General features: G+C 61.5%; 19 protein-coding genes and 1 other RNA gene. 11 read left to right on the top strand and 9 right to left on the bottom strand.

The features are described from left to right. The first annotated feature begins 122 nt into the window (after window positions 1-122). On the top strand, window positions 123-1493 hold the full coding sequence (locus tag M0R89_RS11750; protein WP_248649276.1) for a zinc metalloprotease: 1371 nt from the start codon (window positions 123-125) through the stop codon (window positions 1491-1493). A gap of 140 nt (window positions 1494-1633) precedes the next feature. Here the strand turns inward: M0R89_RS11750 and ffs are convergent. The 3 genes from ffs to M0R89_RS11735 all read right to left on the bottom strand — a co-directional run bounded on the left by ffs (window position 1634) and on the right by M0R89_RS11735 (window position 3082). Then, window positions 1634-1947, bottom strand: an RNA gene (gene ffs, locus M0R89_RS11745) — signal recognition particle sRNA. A gap of 105 nt (window positions 1948-2052) precedes the next feature. After that, window positions 2053-2556 carry a DUF5658 family protein gene (locus M0R89_RS11740; protein WP_248649275.1) on the bottom strand — a complete coding sequence of 168 codons (504 nt, stop codon included), beginning with the start codon at window positions 2554-2556 and terminating at the stop codon, window positions 2053-2055. A gap of 106 nt (window positions 2557-2662) precedes the next feature. Continuing rightward, a complete protein-coding gene (locus M0R89_RS11735) occupies window positions 2663-3082 on the bottom strand; it encodes a DUF7548 family protein (protein WP_248649274.1) in 420 nt (139 codons plus the stop codon). An 81-nt stretch (window positions 3083-3163) separates the two neighbouring features. Here M0R89_RS11735 and M0R89_RS11730 point away from each other — a divergent pair, with 81 nt between their 5' ends. The 5 genes from M0R89_RS11730 to M0R89_RS11710 all read left to right on the top strand — a co-directional run bounded on the left by M0R89_RS11730 (window position 3164) and on the right by M0R89_RS11710 (window position 7333). Beyond that, on the top strand, window positions 3164-3430 hold the full coding sequence (locus M0R89_RS11730) for a DUF5798 family protein (protein ID WP_248649273.1): 267 nt from the start codon (window positions 3164-3166) through the stop codon (window positions 3428-3430). A gap of 97 nt (window positions 3431-3527) precedes the next feature. Continuing rightward, a complete protein-coding gene (locus tag M0R89_RS11725; RefSeq protein WP_248649272.1) occupies window positions 3528-4508 on the top strand; it encodes a PLP-dependent cysteine synthase family protein in 981 nt (326 codons plus the stop codon). Between the two features lie 155 nt (window positions 4509-4663). Further along, entirely contained in the window at window positions 4664-5302 is a 639-nt protein-coding gene (locus tag M0R89_RS11720) for a ferritin family protein (protein ID WP_248649271.1), read from the top strand. A 142-nt stretch (window positions 5303-5444) separates the two neighbouring features. Further along, window positions 5445-5999: a peptide-methionine (S)-S-oxide reductase MsrA gene (gene msrA / locus M0R89_RS11715; RefSeq protein WP_248649270.1), complete on the top strand. Its 555-nt coding sequence runs from the start codon at window positions 5445-5447 to the stop codon at window positions 5997-5999. Window positions 6000-6865: 866 nt separating this feature from the next. Beyond that, window positions 6866-7333 carry an SPW repeat domain-containing protein gene (locus tag M0R89_RS11710; RefSeq protein WP_248649269.1) on the top strand — a complete coding sequence of 156 codons (468 nt, stop codon included), beginning with the start codon at window positions 6866-6868 and terminating at the stop codon, window positions 7331-7333. Window positions 7334-7944: 611 nt separating this feature from the next. On the opposite strand, the gene M0R89_RS11705 is transcribed toward M0R89_RS11710, so the two are convergent. The 3 genes from M0R89_RS11705 to M0R89_RS11695 form a co-directional block, all read right to left on the bottom strand. Next, on the bottom strand, window positions 7945-8589 hold the full coding sequence (locus M0R89_RS11705) for a DUF389 domain-containing protein (RefSeq protein ID WP_248649268.1): 645 nt from the start codon (window positions 8587-8589) through the stop codon (window positions 7945-7947). A 258-nt stretch (window positions 8590-8847) separates the two neighbouring features. After that, entirely contained in the window at window positions 8848-9678 is an 831-nt protein-coding gene (locus M0R89_RS11700) for a class I SAM-dependent methyltransferase (RefSeq protein ID WP_248649267.1), read from the bottom strand. 304 nt (window positions 9679-9982) lie between these two features. Beyond that, window positions 9983-10783 carry an alpha/beta fold hydrolase gene (locus tag M0R89_RS11695; RefSeq protein WP_248649266.1) on the bottom strand — a complete coding sequence of 267 codons (801 nt, stop codon included), beginning with the start codon at window positions 10781-10783 and terminating at the stop codon, window positions 9983-9985. A gap of 193 nt (window positions 10784-10976) precedes the next feature. Here M0R89_RS11695 and M0R89_RS11690 point away from each other — a divergent pair, with 193 nt between their 5' ends. Continuing rightward, entirely contained in the window at window positions 10977-11387 is a 411-nt protein-coding gene (locus M0R89_RS11690; RefSeq protein ID WP_248649265.1) for a universal stress protein, read from the top strand. 358 nt (window positions 11388-11745) lie between these two features. Here the strand turns inward: M0R89_RS11690 and M0R89_RS23310 are convergent, their stop codons facing one another. Both M0R89_RS23310 and M0R89_RS23305 read right to left on the bottom strand, forming a co-directional pair. Beyond that, window positions 11746-12339, bottom strand: a complete 594-nt coding sequence (locus tag M0R89_RS23310) for a cation:proton antiporter domain-containing protein (protein ID WP_256478320.1) — start codon at window positions 12337-12339, stop codon at window positions 11746-11748. Next, entirely contained in the window at window positions 12336-12935 is a 600-nt protein-coding gene (locus M0R89_RS23305) for a cation:proton antiporter domain-containing protein (protein WP_256478319.1), read from the bottom strand. Before M0R89_RS23305 ends, M0R89_RS23310 begins: the two co-directional genes overlap by 4 nt. 1189 nt (window positions 12936-14124) lie before the next feature. Here M0R89_RS23305 and M0R89_RS11680 point away from each other — a divergent pair. From M0R89_RS11680 to M0R89_RS11665, 4 genes are all read left to right on the top strand, one after another. Then, window positions 14125-14790, top strand: a complete 666-nt coding sequence (locus tag M0R89_RS11680) for an HD domain-containing protein (RefSeq protein WP_248649264.1) — start codon at window positions 14125-14127, stop codon at window positions 14788-14790. Between the two features lie 197 nt (window positions 14791-14987). Continuing rightward, complete coding sequence (locus tag M0R89_RS11675) at window positions 14988-17360, top strand: methyl-accepting chemotaxis protein (protein ID WP_248649263.1); 2373 nt, start codon at window positions 14988-14990, stop codon at window positions 17358-17360. Between the two features lie 79 nt (window positions 17361-17439). After that, entirely contained in the window at window positions 17440-18357 is a 918-nt protein-coding gene (locus M0R89_RS11670; RefSeq protein WP_248649262.1) for a hypothetical protein, read from the top strand. Between the two features lie 471 nt (window positions 18358-18828). After that, a complete protein-coding gene (locus M0R89_RS11665; RefSeq protein ID WP_248649261.1) occupies window positions 18829-19887 on the top strand; it encodes a tyrosine-type recombinase/integrase in 1059 nt (352 codons plus the stop codon). Here M0R89_RS11665 and M0R89_RS11660 read toward each other — a convergent pair whose 3' ends face one another. Beyond that, a complete protein-coding gene (locus tag M0R89_RS11660; RefSeq protein WP_248649260.1) occupies window positions 19888-20526 on the bottom strand; it encodes a hypothetical protein in 639 nt (212 codons plus the stop codon). It abuts the gene before it with no gap. Window positions 20527-20557: the final 31 nt, after the last annotated feature.

Genomic DNA, 20557 nt, shown 5'->3' with positions numbered 1-20557 from the left:
CGAGATGCTGCCACTTGCATGGCACGCGAGCGGTTGGAGAATCCCCCTCCCAGAGTAACGGTTAGTAGCAACACTCCCGATAACGAAGCGCCCTCCCCGCCGACCCACGGTGGTCCGCCGCGATGAAGTACGCCGTAGCGGTGGTCGCCGCGGTATGCGTAGTCGCCGGTGTAAGCACCGGCGCGCTGGCGTACCTCGGCGACGGCGACGACCTCTCGACGGTCGACGAACTGCTGGGGCCGACCGACATCACCGCCGCCGACACCGACGGCGACGGACTCACCGACGGAACCGAACTCGACCGCGCGACCGACCCGACGGTCGCCGACGCCGACGCAGACGACCTGAACGACGGCCGCGAGGTCTCTGCGGGAACTGACCCGGCGGTCGCCGACACTGACACGGACGGACTCGACGATGGCGTCGAACTCTCCTCCGAGACGAATCCGGTCGGCGCGGACACCGACGCGGACGGTCTCGACGACGGTCCGGAGGTCAACGAGTACGGGACGGCCCCCGACGATTCGGACACCGACGGCGACGGCCTGCCCGACCGCGAGGAAGTCACCGCGCGGAGTACGGACCCCGCGCAGGCCGACACCGACGCGGACGGACTCGGCGACGCCGCCGAGGCGAACCAGCGCCCGACGAATCCCACCCGGAGCGACACGGACGGCGACGGACTGGCCGACGGTGCCGAAGTGAACGACCGCGCGACCGACCCGACGGTCGCCGACACCGACGGCGACAACCTCGACGACGGCCCCGAGGTCAGCGAGTACGGGACGGCCCCCGACGATTCGGACACCGACGGCGACCGGTTCCGCGACGGCATCGAGGCCCGGGCCGGGTCGGTACTGTCGGCCGCCGACCCCCTCCGCAAGGACGTGTTCCTCGAACTCGACTACATGCGGGGAACCACCGTACCGGAGGAGAAACTGGAGAAGGTCGAACGCGCGTTCGCGAACGCGCCCGTCGAGAACCCCGACGGGTCGCGCGGAATCTCGCTCCACGTCGACGTCAGCGACTCGCCGGTCGCGCCGGCCAAGAACACGTCGCTGTCCGAGTACGCCCGCACCTACTACCAGTCGGAGTACGACACGCGAGGCTACGGCTACTACCACGCGCTTCTCGTGCGGGAAGTCCCCGACCGCGGCGCTGGCAACCGAGTCGGTCTCACCTCGACCGGGGTCGACGGGATGATAGTCGAACATCGCCCGAGTCGAGTCCGGGTCGCGAAGACGGTGATGCACGAACTCGGTCACAACCTCGGCCTCCATCCGGGCGAGCACCGCGGCATCGACTCCTACGCGGTGAAGCCCGAGCGGTATCCGAGCGTGATGAACTACCACCGACTCGGCCGGTGTGACTGTCACTACGACTACTCGGACGGGTCGAACGCGTCCGGCGACTTCGACGACTGGGCGCACATCGCGTCGGCGCTCGACGAACGGGCACCGAACGCGAGCGCGGCGCCGTCGCTCGTCGGGTAGTCTTCGACGACCGCCGAGTACGTTTCGCGGAATCGAAACAGAACGCAACCACTCTCGCTTCTCTCGGTGCGGTCTCTCGATTAGAACGCGTCGGCCACCTAGCGACCGCTGGTGAGCGTAGCGTCGGAACGACAGTATGAGTGTGGACGCCCGAATTTGCCCGGCGTTCCGTGCCGGGGAATCCCGGTCGCGTCCTCCACCCCGCAACCCTACGAGCGACAGGTGTCCAATGGTCCGCTGCTCGCTTCCGCGCCTGACGGATTGCCATCGGCTAACTCCGACTGCGACACTCCTGCGAGTGCCCGCCGGAGACCGCTGTCCCCGCAGGACGAGGCTTCGAAGTCGGCTTCCGGGGCCCGGCACGGTCTGACCGGACGCCTCCGGGGTTCGGTCCCCGCTAAAGGCCATAGTGCGGGTGGAGAAGCAGGGCCTAACTGCCCGACCTAGTCCATTTCTACGTAAGCAGGTACGGACTTAAGGACTTTTCGCTAATCGCTCGACAGCGGTGTTCCCGAGACGTCGCGAGGAGGAGACGGCCGCCCGAATCACACGAGGGGAATCACGCGGCGGCGAGGATAGCCCACGCGTTGCCCGCGACGACCAGCAGGCCTACGAGGAGGTAGACCGCACTCCCGGCCCGGAAGGTCTGGCGAGCGTCGCTGGTGACGCCGGGCAACAACAGGAGGACCATAGCCGCCATGGTCTTCAGCAGGACGAGACCGCCCAGACCCGCCTCCGCGATGACCGCGGCGGCGACCGGGTTCGCCTCGTCGAGTCCCATCGCCAGACCGATACCGGTCGTAATCACGTCGCCGACCATGACCGTGAGGACCGCGCCGAAGACGGCCGGCGAGACGTAACTCCACCACGACCGGCCCTCGTCGCGGAGGACGTACTCGCGGTCCTCGTCGAGCAGGAACTCGTCGTCCCGGAGCATCCACCGCTCGCGGGCGGCGGGTTCGTCGGCGAGGTCGCCGAGTCCGTCGTCTCGCGCGGCGGTCCGGCGTCGCGGGGACGATGCGGGCGTTCGAGGTGTCTCGGTACCGGCGTCGTTCTCGGACACGACGCGGAGTAACCGCTCTCGGGGCTTTGTTATGCGTCGGCTGACAGGCGTTCACAGGCGTCCTGCGGCGGAGTAACGAGTCGCTACCGGTGGACGGGGGGTCGTCCTACAGCACTTCGCGAGCGAACCATCCGGCGCTGGCCGCGACCGCGACCGACGTCGCGAGGAGGAGCCATCGGTGGTAGTCGAAGGTCGCGTTGGCGGTGAGACTGCCGACGAGGTCGCCGACCGAGACGGCCCACCAGAGGACGAGCAGAGCCATGAACCCGCCGAGGACGACGGTCACGCCCGCCGCGGTCGGCGCGTCGGTCCGGCCGTTGCGCCCGGCCGCGAACACCACGACGGCGACGGTGGCGAACAGGCCGACGACGAGGTGAACCGGCACGAACGTCGGTTCGCTGTAGTAGACCCCGGCCGCGGTGGCGTCGATGAGGAAGTACGGTGCGACGATGGCGGCCAGAACCGCGAGCGCGGCGACGACGCCGACCGTCGGCGCTGGCGTCTCGGACAACCGTTCCTGCGACATGCGCGATGCTTTTCGGGGCGAGAGCAAAAGACCAGCGGTCGAGTCGGAAAAGTCACGTATCACGCGGCGCGACTAGTAGGCATGGGATTCGGAAGCACGGCCAAGAAGGTCCAGAAACTCGCCGACACCGCCGAGAAACTGTACAGCAGGCTCAACGACCTCCGCGAGCAGGTCGCCGAGATGCGCGAGAAACTGGACTCGACCAGCGAGCGCGTCGAGCGACTGGAGCGCGAGAACGCCGAACAGCGCGCACTGCTGGAGGCGCTGGCCGAGGAGCGAGGCATCGACGTGGACGACGTCGAGGCCGCTCCCGTCGAATCGGACGACGGCACGGAGGCCGAGGCGTAGCGTCCCGGAACGCTCGGCGTCGCCCCGCCGGCGATTCGCGAGCGCCGCGAACGCCACACAAAAAAGGTTAACCGCGTTCCCAACTTTTGCCTACCCAATGACGGACCACGAGACGCCGCTCGATTCGGTGCTGGAGACGGTCGGCGAGACGCCGCTCGTCCGGGTGCAGGCGTCGCCCGACGAGGCGCCGGTGTACGCCAAGGTCGAGTCGTTCAACCCCGGCGCGAGCGTCAAGGACCGCATCGGCAAGTACATGGTCGAACGGATGCTGGAGCGGGGCGAACTCGAACCCGGCGGGACCGTCATCGAACCGACCGCCGGGAACACCGGCATCGGGTTCGCCGTCGCGGCGGGCCAGTTGGACGTGAACGCGGTCTTCGTCGTTCCCGAGCGGTTCAGCGTCGAGAAACAGCAGTTGATGGACGCGCTCGGCGCGGAGGTCATCAACACCCCGACCGAGGACGGGATGGGCGGCGCTATCGACCGCGCCCACCAACTCGCCGGCGAGATGGAGAACGCCGTCGTGCCACAGCAGTTCTCGAACCCGCTCAACGTCGAGGCCCACTACGAGACCACCGGGCCGGAAATCTTCGATGCGCTCGACGGCGAGGTCGGCGCGGTCGTCGCCGGATGCGGCACCGCGGGCACGCTGATGGGCATCGCGGAGTACGCGCTGGAGCAGGACCCCGACATCCACGTCACGGCGGTCGAACCCGAGGGGTCGCTCTACTCGGAGACGCAGGGCGAGGACGTGGAGGAAGCCGACTACAAAATCGAGGGCATCGGCACGCACGACCTCGACACGAACGAACTGTTCGACCCGAAACTCGTGGACGAGGTGTTGCAGGTCTCGGACCGCCACGCCCACGACGAACTGAAGCGTCTCGCCGCCGAGGAGGGCCAACTCGTCGCGTCGAGTTCCGGCGCGGCCAGCGCGGCGGCCCGCCACGTCGCCGAGCGCATCCGCGACGGCGAACTCGACGCGCCCCACGACTCGGTCGTGACCGTCTTCGCCGACTCCAGCGAGCGCTACCTGTCGAAGGGCATCTACCGCTCGTTCGAGGAGTGGGAGGGGTAGCGACACGGGAGAACATCCTCTGTATTTCTCTCGACCGCATTTTTGTTTCCCTAAGCAGTGGATTACCGGCCGAGTGCGAGGCCATCGGTCGGTTCCCCTCGCCCCGGCGACGACCCCCGCAAACATTCAAGCGCGCCGACACCCAAGACGGAGGCATGGACGCCGACGCCTTCCCGGACGCGATTCGAGACGCCAAGGCGACCGAACTCGACCGCCTCGGCTCTCAGCAGGCGCTCGTCGCGCTGACCGACGCGGACCTCGACGCCGAACGGGTCCTCCGGGCGGCGGCCCGGAGCGAACGCGCCGCCCGCGAGACGTTCGCCGCGTGGGCCGAGTCGGCAGAGACGGACGGCGAGGGCGACGCCGCCGACGCGTTCGCCGCGCTGGCCGACGAGGAGCGCGACCACTACGACCGGGTAGCGGCCGAACTCGACGCCGAGTTCGACCCCGCCGACGAAACCGACCCGATGCACGACTACCTGCGCGGCCTCGACACCACGGTCGAGCGCGCGGCGGGACTGGTCGGCCGGTCGCTGGCGAGCGACCGGACCCAGTTGCAGGTCGTGAACTTCTTCGTCAACGAGGCCGACGAGCGCCGGGCCGACCTCTTCCGAGACCTGCGCTCGGACACGCAGGCGGGAGTGTCGACCGGAACCGACCTGCTGGCCGCTCACTGCGACGGCGACGAGTGGGAGCGCGCCCGGGAAACCGCCGAGCGGACCGTCCAAATCGCCTACGACGAGTACGCCGAGACGCTGCAGGGGATGGGACTCGACCCGAAGCCGATTTGCTGACTCTCCGCGGGTTTCGGCGGTTCTCTCGGCCTCGGTGTCCGCAGTGAGACCCCGCGACAGCGCGGGCGGGCAGTCTACCGCCAACCGCGTGACTTAGCCGCTTCCCGCAGACCTAACCGTCTTCGTCCCCTACCTATCGCCAATGACGACGAACAGTGCCACTCTCGCCGGTGGATGCTTCTGGTGTACCGAAGCGGCGTTCAAGGAACTCGACGGCGTCGAGGCAGTCACCTCCGGGTACGCGGGCGGCCACGTCGAGGACCCGACCTACGAAGCGGTCTGCTCGGGCGACACCGGCCACGCGGAGGTCGTGCAGGTCGAGTACGACACCGACGTTCTGAGCTACGAGGGCATCTTGAAGGTGTTCTTCACGGTCCACGACCCGACGCAACTCAACCGGCAGGGGCCCGACGTGGGGACCCAGTACCGCTCGGCCGTCTTCTACCACGACGACGACCAGCGCGCGACCGTCGAGCGATTCATCGAGGAGTTGGAGTCCGAAGGGGCTTACGACGAAGACGACATCGTGACCGAAGTCGAACCCCTCGAAACCTTCTACGAGGCGGAGGAACACCACCAGGACTACTACGAGAAGAACCCCAACGACCAGTACTGCTCGATTCAGGCCGAACCCAAGGTCCAGAAGGTCCGCGAGAAGTTCAAGGATAAGGTAAAGCAAGAAACGAGCATGAAGTAGGAGACGCGGGTTATTCCACGTAGATTTTGTAACCGGTATTCATCCGGGGCGAACCGGACGTGAGAGAGCCACACACGTGATTTTCGGCCTAATCTATTAGGTAGTGCTTCTATTATCAACCCCTGTGGAAATAGGAGTAGCGGCAGTCCCCTCCAAGTAAGAGTGCCTCTGACAGCAATCTACTGCCGCATCCATGGGTGACTACTCGATGCCCATGGCGCTTCCCCGCTATTTCGGATTCTGACCCCACTTCATCGAACAGTTCGTAGTGCAGAATTGCGTAACCGTTGTTACGATTTGTAACTCGTCCGGCCTAAATAATTCACCCTAATAATCAAAAACACATCTTGAGTGAAATACTAAATAATACTTATAGCTGAAGTCCGTGATGTGACTCATCGACAGCAACAGCATCTGTCTGCGGCGGACCGAGAAACTTCACGTCGCGTACGATAATTCAGATATCAATCGATCACGTGGCACACCCTGATTGAGACAGCATGGGAAACTCTCACCTATTCTATCGGTTGGATTGCGAAGAGTGCGGTGCTCCCCACATCGGACGAAAGCGGGATGGAACCGTAGAACCTCTCCGTGATGAGTGCCAGATATGCGGTTCGGCAACGTACACCCATCCCCAGACAGATAACAAGGATAGCCACGAAAAGTAGACGCCCTGAATCGCGCAATCCGTGTGCAAACTGAGTACGGTGTTCGCCCGAAAAACGACCCCGGATAAATTAACGAGACGGAAATTTCGGTCCGTGACTCATTCATGGATGTGGTCGAACGCTGTTCTATCTCCCTCCGAAGGGAAAGCCAGCAGACTCTTTGGGTCGCGACCCCTAGGACGTTTGAGATTATAGATGAGTAATCGCACTACAGACGACGAATACGACGTGGATCGCGACGTAGACAGGAACATGGACCCGAACCCGTACGAACGGGGGAAGTGGCTCTCGGGAATCATCGCGCTCCTGGGAGCGTGGCTGATCCTGCAGACGTTCCTGTTCGACATGGTCGCCTCGCAGTTCTGGAACGACCTCATCGTCGGGGCCCTCCTGCTTGGTATTGGCGGCTACAACTACTCGCGGCAGGGCAAGGATCAGGTGGGTAGCGTCGGTGCCGCCGCGATCGCCGCACTCCTCGGCCTCTGGCTTATCGCCGCCCCGTTCATGTTCGGCTGGGACGCCGGAGCTACGGAGGCGGTGAATCCGCTCGTGTTCTGGAACGACATCGTCGTCGGCCTGATCACACTCGGTATCGGTGCCTTCAGCGCGTACGCGGCCCGCGACCAGAAGCGGAAGGCGCGGCAACTCGGACGCGAAACCTAACGCGGTGGCGCCGAGTTTCGAGTTGTGCTACCATGGGGTGGCTTTTGTTCGGCGATAGACCGCAACATTATACTGGGTAAGTATCGCCGAGAATGCGACGACGAGGTCTGCGAAGAGGCTAAAGATGAGGAATAACTGAAATAGCCATTTCTAGAAAGGAACCCGGTTTTCAACAGATAATAGGGTGAACTTCGAGGGTACTCGTATTCCGACATCGGATTATCGCCACTTATTCCGGATAATACTGCGGAAAGCCGAATTGGCTTGAATTCTTTCACAACAGAGTTATCTGTCGGTCTGTCCCAGTTTACCGTAGAGGGAGGGAGACCGATCAATGCGGAAGCAATCGGGCTCGTTGGGACTCCCTCGACACCTCCGAATCGATAGTCAATACGCACCACGAATATTTGATTCTCTGTCTTCAGCACGCATCGACTTGACCTACCGAACAACTGCCAAAAGCGTCGTGCTGAATAGAGGGCGCGTATCTCGCAAGATATGGTCCAAAGCTTGCTACTGGAATCGTTCAATACAGAAGATGAGTTTAGCATAGGAGTATGTTCGTTTCGGCATGGACGATCGAAACAGGCGATAGGTACGTTGCATGCCTATTAGCCTGTGTGCGCTTTACTATCGCCACGAGTGTGGAGCCAGAGTGTTAGCGTCCCAGTTATCACGACCATGCCTGCATTTACGACGAGTAAGAGGAGGCCGCCACTGGCCTTGGCAGGCGCTCGTGACAGCAATGTTATTCCCCCAGCAGCTGCGGCCGGGACGAGTGCGAGGGCAGCGACGACGCCGACTAGCGTGTCTGTCCGTTCTTCGTCGGTCGCTATCCCCGCCGCGATACCCGCCGCGGCAGCGGCAAGGACGCTGTACCAGCCGGCCGTAACGCGTTCCTCAAGTAGTGGTTTCTCAATGAGGTTCTCCGCAGGTGGGAGAACTCCTGTCATGTTCAGTATCACCGTCGTTACCATCGCCCCAGCAGTCGCAGCCAAAAGACCGCCGAACGCGACCAAGGCCCCGAATCCGGCTCGCTTCAACCGGTTGGCAGCAAGGCCAGCGGAAACGAGTTCCAAAGGCGTCAATGCTGGGGCAATGACCATCGCGCCGATGAGGATTGGAATCGAGTTGGTGAGGAGAGCCACGCCAGCAAGCACACCGGACATCGTCATCAAAACAAGATACGACGTATCAAGCCCGACCTGTTCGTAGAGGTTCTCGCACTTTTCGCTGAGTGAGACTCCGGCACACATCTCGAAGAAATACAGGCGTGTCGGGTGAAACAATTGCGGCTATGCGAGAGTGTCTAATAATGGACCTCCTTCCGTAATATTATGCTCTTATTCGCCCATCTACCCTCTCTATTCAGCACGGACCACAAAGACCTGCTCAGTCACGGTCAGAAGCCATGCGCTACAGAGAGGGCGCGTATCTTTCAGCCGTGTCCAGTACTGACCTCGACCACGTGAAATGAGTTGATGTACTCGATACTGTCGGACAGACCAACGTTTTCACTTCGTCCCGACGGCGATATGCATCCGGTTGGTCAGGACGGCGGGCCCGCTCCCTCCGGAACGGTCACGGAGTTTGGTGTCCAGGATTCTCTGAACCTCGGCTATTTGCTCTTCGGTCAGGTCGGCGACCAGTGTTGCGGCGATTGGGTTGCTGTTGACCACCATGTCCCAGAGGTGCTCGGCGGACTGGATCTCCATGTCCCACGTCTCGGTGTCAATGCGGATATCGTTCAGTCTAGCGTCGGCAAGTTGTGCGCGCAGCTTCTCGGCATCCGCCGCCTGGAACGGTAAGGGCGGGGGGTCCATCGGGAGGCCATCGAACCCAGGAATGGCCGCTTGCATTGCCCCCATGAAGAACGTGAGAAACTCTGCCTCCGTCGGCGGACCAAACGCGAGAATCAACACTTGTCCACCCGGTTTCGTGACACGTACCATCTCGCGCACCCCGCGCTGCATGTCCGGAAACAGCGAGACACCGTTCTGGGATGCGGCGACATCGAAGGTGTCGTCCTCGAACTCGAGGGCGTGGCCATCCATGACACGGGCCTCGATATCGGTCAGTTCCTCATCCCGTGCGCGTGCAGTGAGCAACTCGACCATCGCGGGAGAGATGTCGGTCGCCACTACCTCCGCGCCGAGTCGTGCCGCCGGAATGCTGAGTGCTCCGCTGCCGGCGGCCACGTCGAGAAACCGCGTCCCTGAGCCGACATCGACTCTGTCGAGGGCCATCTCCGCGAAGGAGATAGTCAATGGTGTGGCGTACTCGTCGAAGCCAGCTGCGACCTCGTCCCATGCGACCTGCGTTTCGCGGAGGTCCTCAGCGGTCATGGGTGTTCCCCGCTTTGTCAGGCCAGAGGACGGGGCTGTGAAGTCTCCCTCGGAAGTCTATAACTGCATTACCATCTACCGGGTTTGCCTGTATTGTCATAGCAAGACAGGTCCTAGATACGCTACGAGAGAGCAAATAGTTAGCCATCAATTTCCATTGTATTCCCGTGCCATCACGAGGGTGCGAGGAGAACTTCTTTGGAACTGCACCTCTGCTAAATCCACCCACTATATCTTGCACCACCAATACCGACCTGCTCAGAAGTTGTCAGGAAAGCCGTGCTGAATAGATAGCGCGTACGCATCAGAGGCTTTTGACGAAATCGCTCACTACCTGATTGAATTTCTCTGGTTCTTCGACAGTGAGACTGTGTCCACTTTCCTCGAACAGTTCGAATCGAGCCTCGGGAACAAGATCGGCGGTCCGCTTGACCACCGGGACCGAGCGCCACTTTTCGTCCGCGCCAGCACACACCAACATTGGAACGTCTATATCGGGAAGAACTTCTCGGTAATCGCACAGCGTCGCGTCGATAATAATGGCGCTCTTGACGGTTGGCGGTGACCGCGAGTCCTCATCGAGAATCGTCGTCCGCAGATCGTCAGTAGGCGGGTGTTTGAAAGATACGTCGATTGTTTGCTCGATGAAGGCCAGATGATCTGCCTGTATACTTCGGTTGATATCACGGAATCTATCGAGGTCGTAGGTGGGAGCCTCCTCGTTCCCGGCCGGTCCAGGCGCGGCCTCCATATCGACATTCACGAGGCCTCGAATACCATCGGTACCGAACTGATCGACGTATTCCCAGGCGACGAGTGCCCCGAGTGACCATCCGACGAGAACAATCTCATCGAGGTCTTGGTGATCGAGGAAGGCTCTGACGTCACGCGCGTACTGCGGAACCGTGTGCCCCGCTTCCGACTTTTCCGATCGACCGTGACCTCGAAAATCAAGCGCCACAGTCTGGAACTCGTCTGAAAGGTTCATCAGTTGAGGCTCAAAAAATCGAAGTCCGGCCCACGCTCCGTGGAGGAAGACGATCGGTCGCCCCGCCCCTTCCTCCTCGTAATAGAGGTTCGCACCGTTACACTGGCTGACTGGCATAGCAGTGTCGCTACGTTACGCTCAACGATAGTCGTACCGAGGAGACGCAAGCGCCACACTGCATACACCCTCTGTATTCATCACGACCGCCACTGACTTACCCACATACTGTCAGAATTAGCATGGTGAATACAGGGCGCATATCGGTCACGGTTGCCCCGTCGCTAAAGGGAGAAGCCGTCTAAGGAAATGTATGGGGACGATCTTCGTAGCGTTTGGGGGTTCTGAGCACCGAAACACCGTCTTGGAATTCGCCGTTGAACAGGCAGCAGTGAGTGGACACGACCTGTTCGTGTACCACGTTCAGGAATCTGAAGACGAATCTGTCGAGCAAATCCGCGACGAGATCGAGACGGTAATCCAGCGAACAGCTCCGGACGTCACTTTCGAGGTAAAGATACAGGGGAGAGGTGAATTCTCGGATCGAACGAACATCGCGGAAGAGAAACTCCTCACCGACGCGATTCTTGAATCCGACCGCGATTACGAATACGTCGTTATGGGTGATAGGGAACACAATTTCGTCGATGAGCTTCTGCATCCCAGTATGATAGAAACGGTTCTCAAAACACACGCCATCCCCGTCATGTTAGTCCCCGTTTGAGCGATTGAAATATGATCCGGTGACGTTTCGACCCGTAAAACTTAGTGGCTCGATTCGCAACATCTCGCACTCCATTCCTGACACCTTTTCGGTAGGTCATCACAGGACGTGCGAGATACAGGGCGCGTATGCGACACGATAAATGTCCCAACTGAACTCAAGACAGATTGGCACGCAAAGGGGAGATATGCACTAGTTTCCCACAATGAGGTGACCTTCGAATCAGCGCCAGTCTTGGCACTAAAGGGCCCAAAGAGTGAGGCTAAAGCTAGAGAAAGACCTGTCCATTCGTCCTCTTCACCGGATTAGGTTACACCGGTCGCTTCGAGAATACTTGTCATCGACAGTCCCTGGATGATCATGCTTGCGATGACAACTCCAAACACCGCCGACTGAGCTGACCTCCGAAGGGAATGGAAGGTCCGAGACTGAGCGCGAGAGCGATTGGTATTACGCCGTGCATTCCACCCCGAATTATAACGTGCTGATAGCTTACGGGGATGGGGTCCTTGATCACCTGATTCAGGAGATTCACGATTCCGTAGATCACGCCAGCACGGACACCGATCAGAAGAAGAAGCGTAGTTAGCACGACCGGAAGGGTCCTGAGTACTTGGATTGACGATACCTCGATGCCGATGGCAACGAACAGCATCGTTTCGGACAGGAAGACGATTTTCTCCCAAATCTCCCCCAAATACTCGAGGTTCTCCTCACTCAGTGCATACTGTCTGGAGAATGTTCCCAAGACGATGCCTGTGACTACCGTGGCGAGAATTCCACTTACGTGGAGCACGTGTTCCGCGAGGTAAAAGCCCCCGTAGACCCCAACGACCGAAATCATGAAGAGATTCGTCTTGTCGTTCACTACCCGTTGTGTTCGGTACGTGGCGTATCCAATTCCAACACCGACAAGAATGCCACCGAGACTTACAATGAGAAAATTGGTCAAGAATGCCCCCAACCGGTCAAACGAGAAGAGCCCCGTTCCAGTAAGATCCGTGGGTCAGCATCACGTACGAGTGCTAACACCGCCGAGAACAAAACGATAGCAAGTCCATCATCGAGAAGGCTCTCCCCCTCGACAAGAACCGCCAGTCGTGATGGAGCTCCTGATTCCTCAAAGAGCGAGAGGACGGCAACGGGATCTATCGGATAGGCCATCGCTCCAAATAGTAGCATGATTAACAGCGGGATTCCGAAGAGCTTCGCGCCGACCCAGCCGATTGCTAAAATAGCGACAGGGAGCCCAACAAGAACGGTTATTGCAATGATTGGCAGGTTGCGTCGAAACAGATCGTGATCAATCTCCGCGGCGCCATAGAACAGAATCGCGGGTAGAAACACGAAGAGGATCACGTCGTGCGTAAAGAGAGGGGTGAGGCTGAAGCCGAGATACGTCTGGAGAGGAAAAATCGTCAATGTGAATCCGACTGTGACAAGTAAAACGGTGTATGGGAACGTGACTCGGTCTGCCAGAAACCGGACACCGATAGCAATGATGAAGGAGACGAGCACTCCCAATACAACAGCGGTTGTCTCGGCCATGAGTTGTTTGCTCTCTACTGTACCCCTAGCATTTCCGTCTGCTTGAATGGTAAGCAAGAGAGAATGGTCGGTGCGCCATCCTACGTGGCAGCTGGTCTCCCTCATTCTCGATATCGACATGACCGCTGGAAGCAGTGTACCGATCGACCTTCACGCTGCGAAGATGCTTCAACGGGCACAACGTGAAACGATTGCCCTCGATGGAGTCGACCCTGAGAGCATTCTTACTGCTGTTCGAACTGGTGAGTTTGAGGAGACGAGGATCATCTCGGATCAGAGAAACGATCCCCCTCGCAGACCAACTTAACGGCTATTTTGCCGCTGAGGGATTGAAACAAACTGTTGCCGTCTACTGCATACATCCTCTAAATCGCGCAAACCGTGGTGCGTATTGACCATCGATGCAGAAATTTTGGGGGAGTCCCAACGGGACCCGTCGGCACGACTGTGTGGTCTCACTCTCTCATTGTGAGGTGGGTGGGTCGTACGGATAACAGTGTTGTGAAGGGATTCGTACGTCCCCGTCACTCCCGAGATGCCCGTTGATTACGTCCGCATATCCTGTCACTCACTTTCTCAAAACAACAATCTCTGATGAAATTGACAGGGTTTCACGTGATTTGGGGCCGTAGTAGAGGCATGAGTATGAGCAATCAGTCACCGGAGTCTTCGTTCGACGACCAATTGAAGGCGATGGGTCGTCTCGAACGACGCCGCCTGTTGCTCCGGTTAGCGACGGCAGACCGACACACCGAACCTTGTATCGACTTCAGCGACATGGAACGCACTGCGGGGGAACACGACCCGTTAGTAACGATGCACCACCTCCATCTGCCAGTACTGGAGGAACGCAGGTACATCCAGTGGAATCGCGAGACTGACCGGGTTACGAAGGGGCCGCGGTTCGATGAATTGGAGTCGTTTCTTAACCTGTATCAAGACCTGCGACGCGACCGCCTCACCGATTAGGTCCGGTCGATGTCGTCGAGAAGGTCACGCAACGGTTGCCGTCTCCGAGGCCTCGTAACCGACACCGGCGCGGTCCGAACTCCGTCTCGCAGTCGTGCCGGACGTTCGGTCGCCAACCTCCTCCCGAAGTGATGCTCGATTAGCGGGACGTTCGGTTCGCACTAGTGACTGACAGTTTCACAACCACTATGGCGTTGGAAGGCGACTTCTCGCACCACCCGTGACGCAGGAATTAGGCCCTCTCGCTCGAAAGCTGTCGCTACCCTATTACGAAGACGCCCTCCCGGCGCACGATAGATTCCACGCCGAACGAGTCCGCGATTTGGCGATTCGATTGGCGAACGAGTCGGAGGCGACTGTCGACAGAGGCGTTCTCTCCGCAGCAGCGTGGTTACACGACATCGGCCGGCCGCTCGAACGGGTCGGGGAAATCGAAGACCACGACAGGTGGGCCGCGCTCGAAGCGGAGCAACTCCTCGAAGCCGAAGGGGTGACTGCCGACCGAATCGACGCCGTCGAACACTGCATCCGAACGCACAGCATTCGGTCCCGTTCCCCGGAGCCAGAGACCCCCGAGGCGAAGCTACTCTTCGACGCGGACAAGTTGGAAGCCGCCGGCGCACGCGGTATCGTTCGGATGGCGTGTATCGTCGGCGAGCGGTCGGGGAGAGCGGGCGAAAGATACGCGGCAATCGACGACGCGTCGGAGTCCCGAACGGCTACGGCCGACGTCTCGGACATCACTCTCCTCCGAGAGTGGGCGGAAGAACGGCTGAGTTCGTTGCACACCTCGCCCGGCCGTCGCCTCGGAGAGACTCGGCGGAGCTTCATGGAGGACTTCTTCGCGCAGTTCGACGACGAAATCGGCGTCGACGGAGAGCGATAATCCGCTTCGACGCGAAAATCGCCGACTCCTGCCAGTTCTGTCACCCATTTGATTTTAAATCAGTCGAATCGGCGAGTAGATTTATATGAAATTGTCGGAAACGCGAGTTCACGATGGACGACACAGACGATGCGAACGCTGACACGGTGGATTCTCCCCCCGGAAGTCGGCCACTTCGGAGCCGACTCCTCGCCGCTGTGACACCGGCGGCCGTCCGCCGGCGGTACGCGGCGAAGTTCACGCTCTCGATTACGCTGATTATCCTCGTCGTCGGCGCGGCGGGCGCGATAACCTACGTCGACGCGCGGGAGATGGCCCGCGACGAGGCCGAGGCGCAGGTCGCGTCCACCGTGACGCTACAGGCCGACTCGCTGAGTCGCTGGATAGCGGGCCTGCGGACCCAGACCCGCACGCTGTCGGCCCAACAGTCGCTGGCCGACGGTAATCGGACCGAGATACGAAACAGACTCGACGCGGCCCAGAGCCGCTCTTCGATTAACGTGCGGGCGATGTACGTGGTCGACGCCGAGGAGGGCGTGGTCGTCGCCAGCACGAAGCGGACCGTCGAAGGCTGGTCGCTCGACCGCGTCGAGATGCCGTGGTCGAACGCTTCGGTCGCCGCCTCCTTCGAGAGCAGCGACGACGTGTGGACCTCCCGCGCTTACGTCTCGAAGACTACGGCGTTCACCGACAAGGACTCGCCGTGGTACACCGACGACCACAAGTTCATGGCGGTCGCCAGCCCCGTGGCCGGCGCTGACGACACGTATCTGGTCGTCGCGGGCGGCATCGACGACCGCGTGGCGAACCTCCACCAGCCGTCGACCAACCAGACGACGTGGATAGTCGACAGGGACGGCGAGACCGTGCTGGAGAGCGACGCGACGAACGTCTCGTCGGCGGGTCTGCTCGCCGACGGCGGCCCGTCCCTCTCGGATACGGCGGACGGAAGCACCGGAGACGGCGGGAACGCGACGGCCACCGCGGTCCGGGATCGCGGCGACTACGTGGTGGCCTACTCCGCGATTCAGGGCACCGATTGGGTCGCGGCGACCGCGATTCCCAAGCGGGAGGCCTACGCGCTCGGAACCGCCGTCGGGGAGAACATCGGTCTGCTCGTGGCCGCGAGTCTGCTCTCGCTGCTCGCGGTCGGCGCGGTCCTCGGCAGACGGACGGTCCGACCGCTGGCCGACCTCCGCGAGCGGAGTCGACGCATGGAGCGGGGCGAACTCGACGTCGACCTCCGGACCCACCGCGACGACGAGTTCGGCCGACTCTACGCCGCGTTCGCCAGCATGCGCGACGAACTCCGCGAGCAGATGGAGGAGACCGAGCGCCTGAACCGCCACCTCGAACGGAAGGCCGACGACTACAGCGAGGTGATGACCGACTGCGCCGACGGCGACCTCACCCGCCGCATGGACCCCGAGAGCGACAGCGAGGCGATGACCGCCATCGCCGAGGCGTTCAACGGGATGGTGGCCGACATCGAGGCGACGATGGCCGACCTGACCGCGTTCGCCGACGACGTCGCGGCGTCGAGCGAGGTCGTGACCGCCTCCTCCGAGGAGGTCTACTCGGCCAGCGAGCAGGTCACGGCGTCGATTCGAGAGATTTCGGCCGGCGCGGACGACCAGCACGACCAGTTGGGTACCGTCGCGGACGAACTCAGCGGCCTGTCGGCGACCACCGAGGAGATAGCGGCCTCCTCCAACGAGGTCGCGGACTTGGCCGAGGAAACCGCCGAGACCGGCCGCGAAGGCCGCGAGGCGGCCGAAGACGCGGTCCGCGGTCTCGACAAGATCAAGCAGACCTCCGACGAAGCGGTCGCGGAGATAGAGCGCCTCGAATCCGAAGTGACCGAGGTGGACGAACTCATCGAGTTCATCGGCGACATCGCCACCCAGACCAACATGCTCGCGCTCAACGCCTCCATCGAGGTGTCCCGGTCCAGCACCGACGGCGGGAACCCCGAGGGCTTCGCGGCGGTGGCGAACAAGATCAAGGACCTCGCCGAGGAGGCCAAAATCGCCTCGGAGGACATCGAACAGCGCCTCGACCGCATCAAGTCCCAGACCGAGCGCACCGGCGAAGGAGTTCAGTCGGCGAGCGAACAGGTCTCCGAACACGCCGACTCCATCGAGCGCGCGGTGGACGCGTTGGAGGAGATTGCCGACTACGCCCAAGACACCAACACCGGCGTTCAGAAGATAAGCGACGCGACCGAGACGCAGGCCGACGCGACCGAGGAAGTGGTCGCCATGTTCGACGAGGTGTCCCGCATCAGCGAGGCGACGACCGAGGAAGCCGAGAACGTCGCCGCGGCCGCCGAGGAACAGACCACCGCGCTGACCGAGGTTTCCCGCTCGGCCAGCGACCTGACCGCGCAGGCCGAACGCCTCAGAGAGGCGCTCGACCGCTTCGAGACCGACGCCGAGGTCAGCGACCGGTTCACCGGGGACGCCGAGTCCGCCGACGCGACCGAGGACGTTGCACTCCCCGCCGGCGGCGTCGAGGCGGTACTGGACGACGGGGACAACCGGTCGACCGAACCGTCGGACTCGACGTAGCGCGTCGTCCGCCGCATTTCGTGTTCTTCCGTTTCCCGACGGGGGAATCTTGACATAAGGTGATCCGGAGAGGCACACTATGGAACGAGACGCCCGTGGACTCGCTATCAGTCTACTCGGTCTGGCGGTGTTCGTCGTCGGCGTCGGGCTACTGATCGATCTGACGTACTTCGAGAATATACTCCCGCTTCAGGCGATAGAAGGGTTGGGACTGCTGGTCCCTAACCTCGTCGTCGGGGGATACGGGCTGATGGAACTCGGCCGGTACTACGGGACTGCGGGCGGAACTGAGGAATCGAACTACTTCGGACCCCGCTTCTCGGTGCTCAGCGGTCGGAACCCGGCGGCCGTCGAACCGCGCCAGTCGAACGCCACGGCGCTGTGGTTCCGCGTCCTCTGGGTTGGTCTGGCCGGACAGGTCGTCTGGGCGGGACTAACGCTGGCGGGCCTCGTCGAGGGGTTCCCCGGACAGGTGCTGCGTTACACGACGCTGCTGGCGACGGTGCTGGCGGCCTACTACGATATACAGTACGTCGCCAAGTGTGCACGCTGGCCGTGGCCACAGCGGTGGCTCGTGGGCTTCGCCGTCTTTCCGGTGAACCTCGCTATCGCCGTTGCCTACGTCCGGCTCCGCCGGCAGCGACTGACTGAGGCCGGACCGTGCGGTGGCGATGGAGACGCAACTCGACCGACCGACGGGACCGACCGCTCGTGGGCCACTCCCGGGTGGCACTACGTCGTCGCGCTCGCCACTGTCGGCTGGCTCCCAATCCTGCTGGTCAGGGACATCGCTATCGGCACTGGTCCACTTGTCGCGGTGGCCATCCTTGCCGTCTGGCTGGCGCTCCCGGTGGCCATCGCGCTGGACAGCCGCAAGTTCACCGACAGCACTTGGATACCGAAGCGGCGTCGCTGGATAATCGGTGGCCTGCTGCCGGTGTGCAACCTCGTCGTTGGCCCCGCATACCTCCTCCGGCGATACGAGACGACACGGTGAGCGATGCGACGGCTTCCGTCGTAGCCCGGCCAGTGATACACGCACTTAGGAATTGACGCCGAGAATTGCACACGCTGCACGTCGTCCGCGTGTGCAAAACTCCTCCGTTGGTCCGGCGGGAGTCCGGCGTGACGTGCGCCTCGCAGTAGTCGCAGGTGGTCCGCTCAGTGTCCCGTTTCGAGTAGCCAATTCGCGGAAAAGTGATTCGCCATATTTACCAACAACTGATGTCTCTACGGAGGAATACGGATTAGCCACAGAACGATTCGTTTCGGGATGGGCGCTGCAGGATTTGAACCCGCTTCCCTCACCCGTGAAAATAACCTGCGGGCGTGCGGCCCAAGGGGCCGTTCCGGCAGTCGTTTTCACGGGTTCGGACAGGGCCGGTAACACCACTTCGTCTCGGGAGTCCGACACCGAAGTCGCGTGCAGAGCAAGACCCCGCACGCCGCGCGGTGGATTGGGATTCCAATGTCCACCGAAAACGACAACCTCGAACGCATCACCGCAGAACAGGCACTCGAACTCTACCTCCAAGACCGAGAACAAGACGGCGCCGCCCCCAGCACGGTCGCCAGTCATCGCCGACGCCTCCGCCACTTCGTCCGCTGGTTCGACGAGGAAACCGACTACAACGCGCTTGCCGAACTCAACGGGATGGACATCCGCCGGTGGAAGCTCTGGCGGTTCGACGAGAAAGCCAACGGCGACGACTTCTCCCAGAACACGGTCAAGACCCACCTCGACACGCTCCGCGTGTTCGTGAGGTGGGCCGAACAGGTCGATGCCGTCGCCGACGGTCTCGCCGAGAAGGTCAAGTCGCCGAACCGGACGGACGGCCAGCGCGACAACGAGATCGACGACGACCGCGCCAAGGAGATCCTCTCCCACCTCGACCGCTACCGGTACGCCTCGCTGGAACACGCCCTCTTCCACACGCTCTGGTACGGCGTCATCCGCATCGGGGCCGCTCGCTCCATCGACCTCGCCGACGTGGATCTCGAGGACGGGTACATCACGCTCTCGCACTCGCCGGCGGAGCAGACGCCGTTGAAGAACGGCCCCGACTCCGAACGCACGATCTCCATCCGCCCGAAGACGTGTGAACTGCTCAGGGACTACATCGAGGAGAACCGTGTCGACGCCACCGACGAGTACGGACGCGAACCGCTGTTCACGGTCGGTGGTCGTGGGGAAGGCCGCCCGCACGTCAACACGCTGCGGAACCGCATTTACGCCCTCACACGCCCCTGTGAGCGCGGCGACTGCCCCCACGACCGTCGCCCCGAGTCGTGCGAGGCCGCACAATCACGCAACGACGCGTCGAAGTGCCCATCGTCGGAGAGCTCACACGCCGTCCGTCGCGGGTCGATCACGTGGCATCTGCGCACGGAGACGCCGAAACCCGTCGTCTCGGACAGGGCAGACGTGTCCCCCGAGGTGATCGACTCCAACTACAACGAACTCTCCGAACGTGAGAAGGCCGACGTACGTGCCAGCCAGCTCCCCGACGACCTCGGCGACAAGTAATTACTCAACTGCGGCCTTCTCAGACGACTTCTGCCATTCCGTAATCGCCTGTGATGCTTTGACAGCAAGATAGAGGAGCAAAAGCCCAAACACGAAGATTATCCCCTTCTCAAGCTCCGAGAAGGAGGAGAGTTGTGTCCCCGACCAGATGTAGAGTGAAACCGAGTACTGCACAATCACGACGAAGATCAACCCGGCGCGCGATATGTCTCGGGCCAGCGCGTCGAACGCTTCTCGAATGTCGGAGTGCGACTCCACCAACGAGGACACGTTCATCGAGAGCGCAAACAGAACGGCGGTCGCCAACACAAGAGCCAGCGGCTGGATACGAATTGCCAACACCGCAAGTACGAGTAGCGCCAGAAATGCTCCGACGTGGAAGGCCACGATCCCCGAGTTGTTCTGTCGCAGCGCATCGCCCAGATAGTACCCTGTACCCAGTCCGATCAACGCGATCCGGATTGGCGTCACGATTTCCTTCCCCACAACAGCCAGTCCGAGCGAACTCGTCATTCCTCGGTTCAGCACGACGAGGAACAGAATCAGAGCTACACCGGCGACGAATGCCGGGAGATGATACTGCTGGAGTCGTGGAATAAGACCCCTTTGAGTGCCCTCTTCCGCCTCAACACTTCCCATATTATGTTGAGAGATGGAATGTCATCACTTA

The sequence above is a fragment of the Halorussus limi genome, assembly GCF_023238205.1.
Classification (GTDB): Archaea; Halobacteriota; Halobacteria; order Halobacteriales; family Haladaptataceae; genus Halorussus; species Halorussus limi.
The sequence above is the reverse complement of the archived record's forward strand: the minus strand, read 5'-3'. Positions and strand labels throughout refer to the sequence as shown.

Excerpts from the sequence above, each read along its gene's own strand:
- M0R89_RS11665 (WP_248649261.1), top strand. The coding sequence starts at position 18,829 with ATGTCCACCGAAAACGACAACCTCGAACGCATCACCGCAGAACAGGCA.
- M0R89_RS11720 (WP_248649271.1), top strand. The coding sequence starts at position 4,664 with ATGGACGCCGACGCCTTCCCGGACGCGATTCGAGACGCCAAGGCGACC.
- M0R89_RS11710 (WP_248649269.1), top strand. The coding sequence starts at position 6,866 with ATGAGTAATCGCACTACAGACGACGAATACGACGTGGATCGCGACGTA.
- M0R89_RS11700 (WP_248649267.1), bottom strand. The coding sequence starts at position 9,678 with ATGACCGCTGAGGACCTCCGCGAAACGCAGGTCGCATGGGACGAGGTC.
- msrA (WP_248649270.1), top strand. The coding sequence starts at position 5,445 with ATGACGACGAACAGTGCCACTCTCGCCGGTGGATGCTTCTGGTGTACC.
- M0R89_RS11690 (WP_248649265.1), top strand. The coding sequence starts at position 10,977 with ATGGGGACGATCTTCGTAGCGTTTGGGGGTTCTGAGCACCGAAACACC.
- M0R89_RS11695 (WP_248649266.1), bottom strand. The coding sequence starts at position 10,783 with ATGCCAGTCAGCCAGTGTAACGGTGCGAACCTCTATTACGAGGAGGAA.
- M0R89_RS11735 (WP_248649274.1), bottom strand. The coding sequence starts at position 3,082 with ATGTCGCAGGAACGGTTGTCCGAGACGCCAGCGCCGACGGTCGGCGTC.
- M0R89_RS11670 (WP_248649262.1), top strand. The coding sequence starts at position 17,440 with ATGGAACGAGACGCCCGTGGACTCGCTATCAGTCTACTCGGTCTGGCG.
- M0R89_RS11725 (WP_248649272.1), top strand. The coding sequence starts at position 3,528 with ATGACGGACCACGAGACGCCGCTCGATTCGGTGCTGGAGACGGTCGGC.
- M0R89_RS23305 (WP_256478319.1), bottom strand. The coding sequence starts at position 12,935 with ATGGCCGAGACAACCGCTGTTGTATTGGGAGTGCTCGTCTCCTTCATC.
- M0R89_RS11705 (WP_248649268.1), bottom strand. The coding sequence starts at position 8,589 with ATGTGTGCCGGAGTCTCACTCAGCGAAAAGTGCGAGAACCTCTACGAA.
- M0R89_RS11750 (WP_248649276.1), top strand. The coding sequence starts at position 123 with ATGAAGTACGCCGTAGCGGTGGTCGCCGCGGTATGCGTAGTCGCCGGT.
- M0R89_RS11730 (WP_248649273.1), top strand. The coding sequence starts at position 3,164 with ATGGGATTCGGAAGCACGGCCAAGAAGGTCCAGAAACTCGCCGACACC.
- M0R89_RS11660 (WP_248649260.1), bottom strand. The coding sequence starts at position 20,526 with ATGGGAAGTGTTGAGGCGGAAGAGGGCACTCAAAGGGGTCTTATTCCA.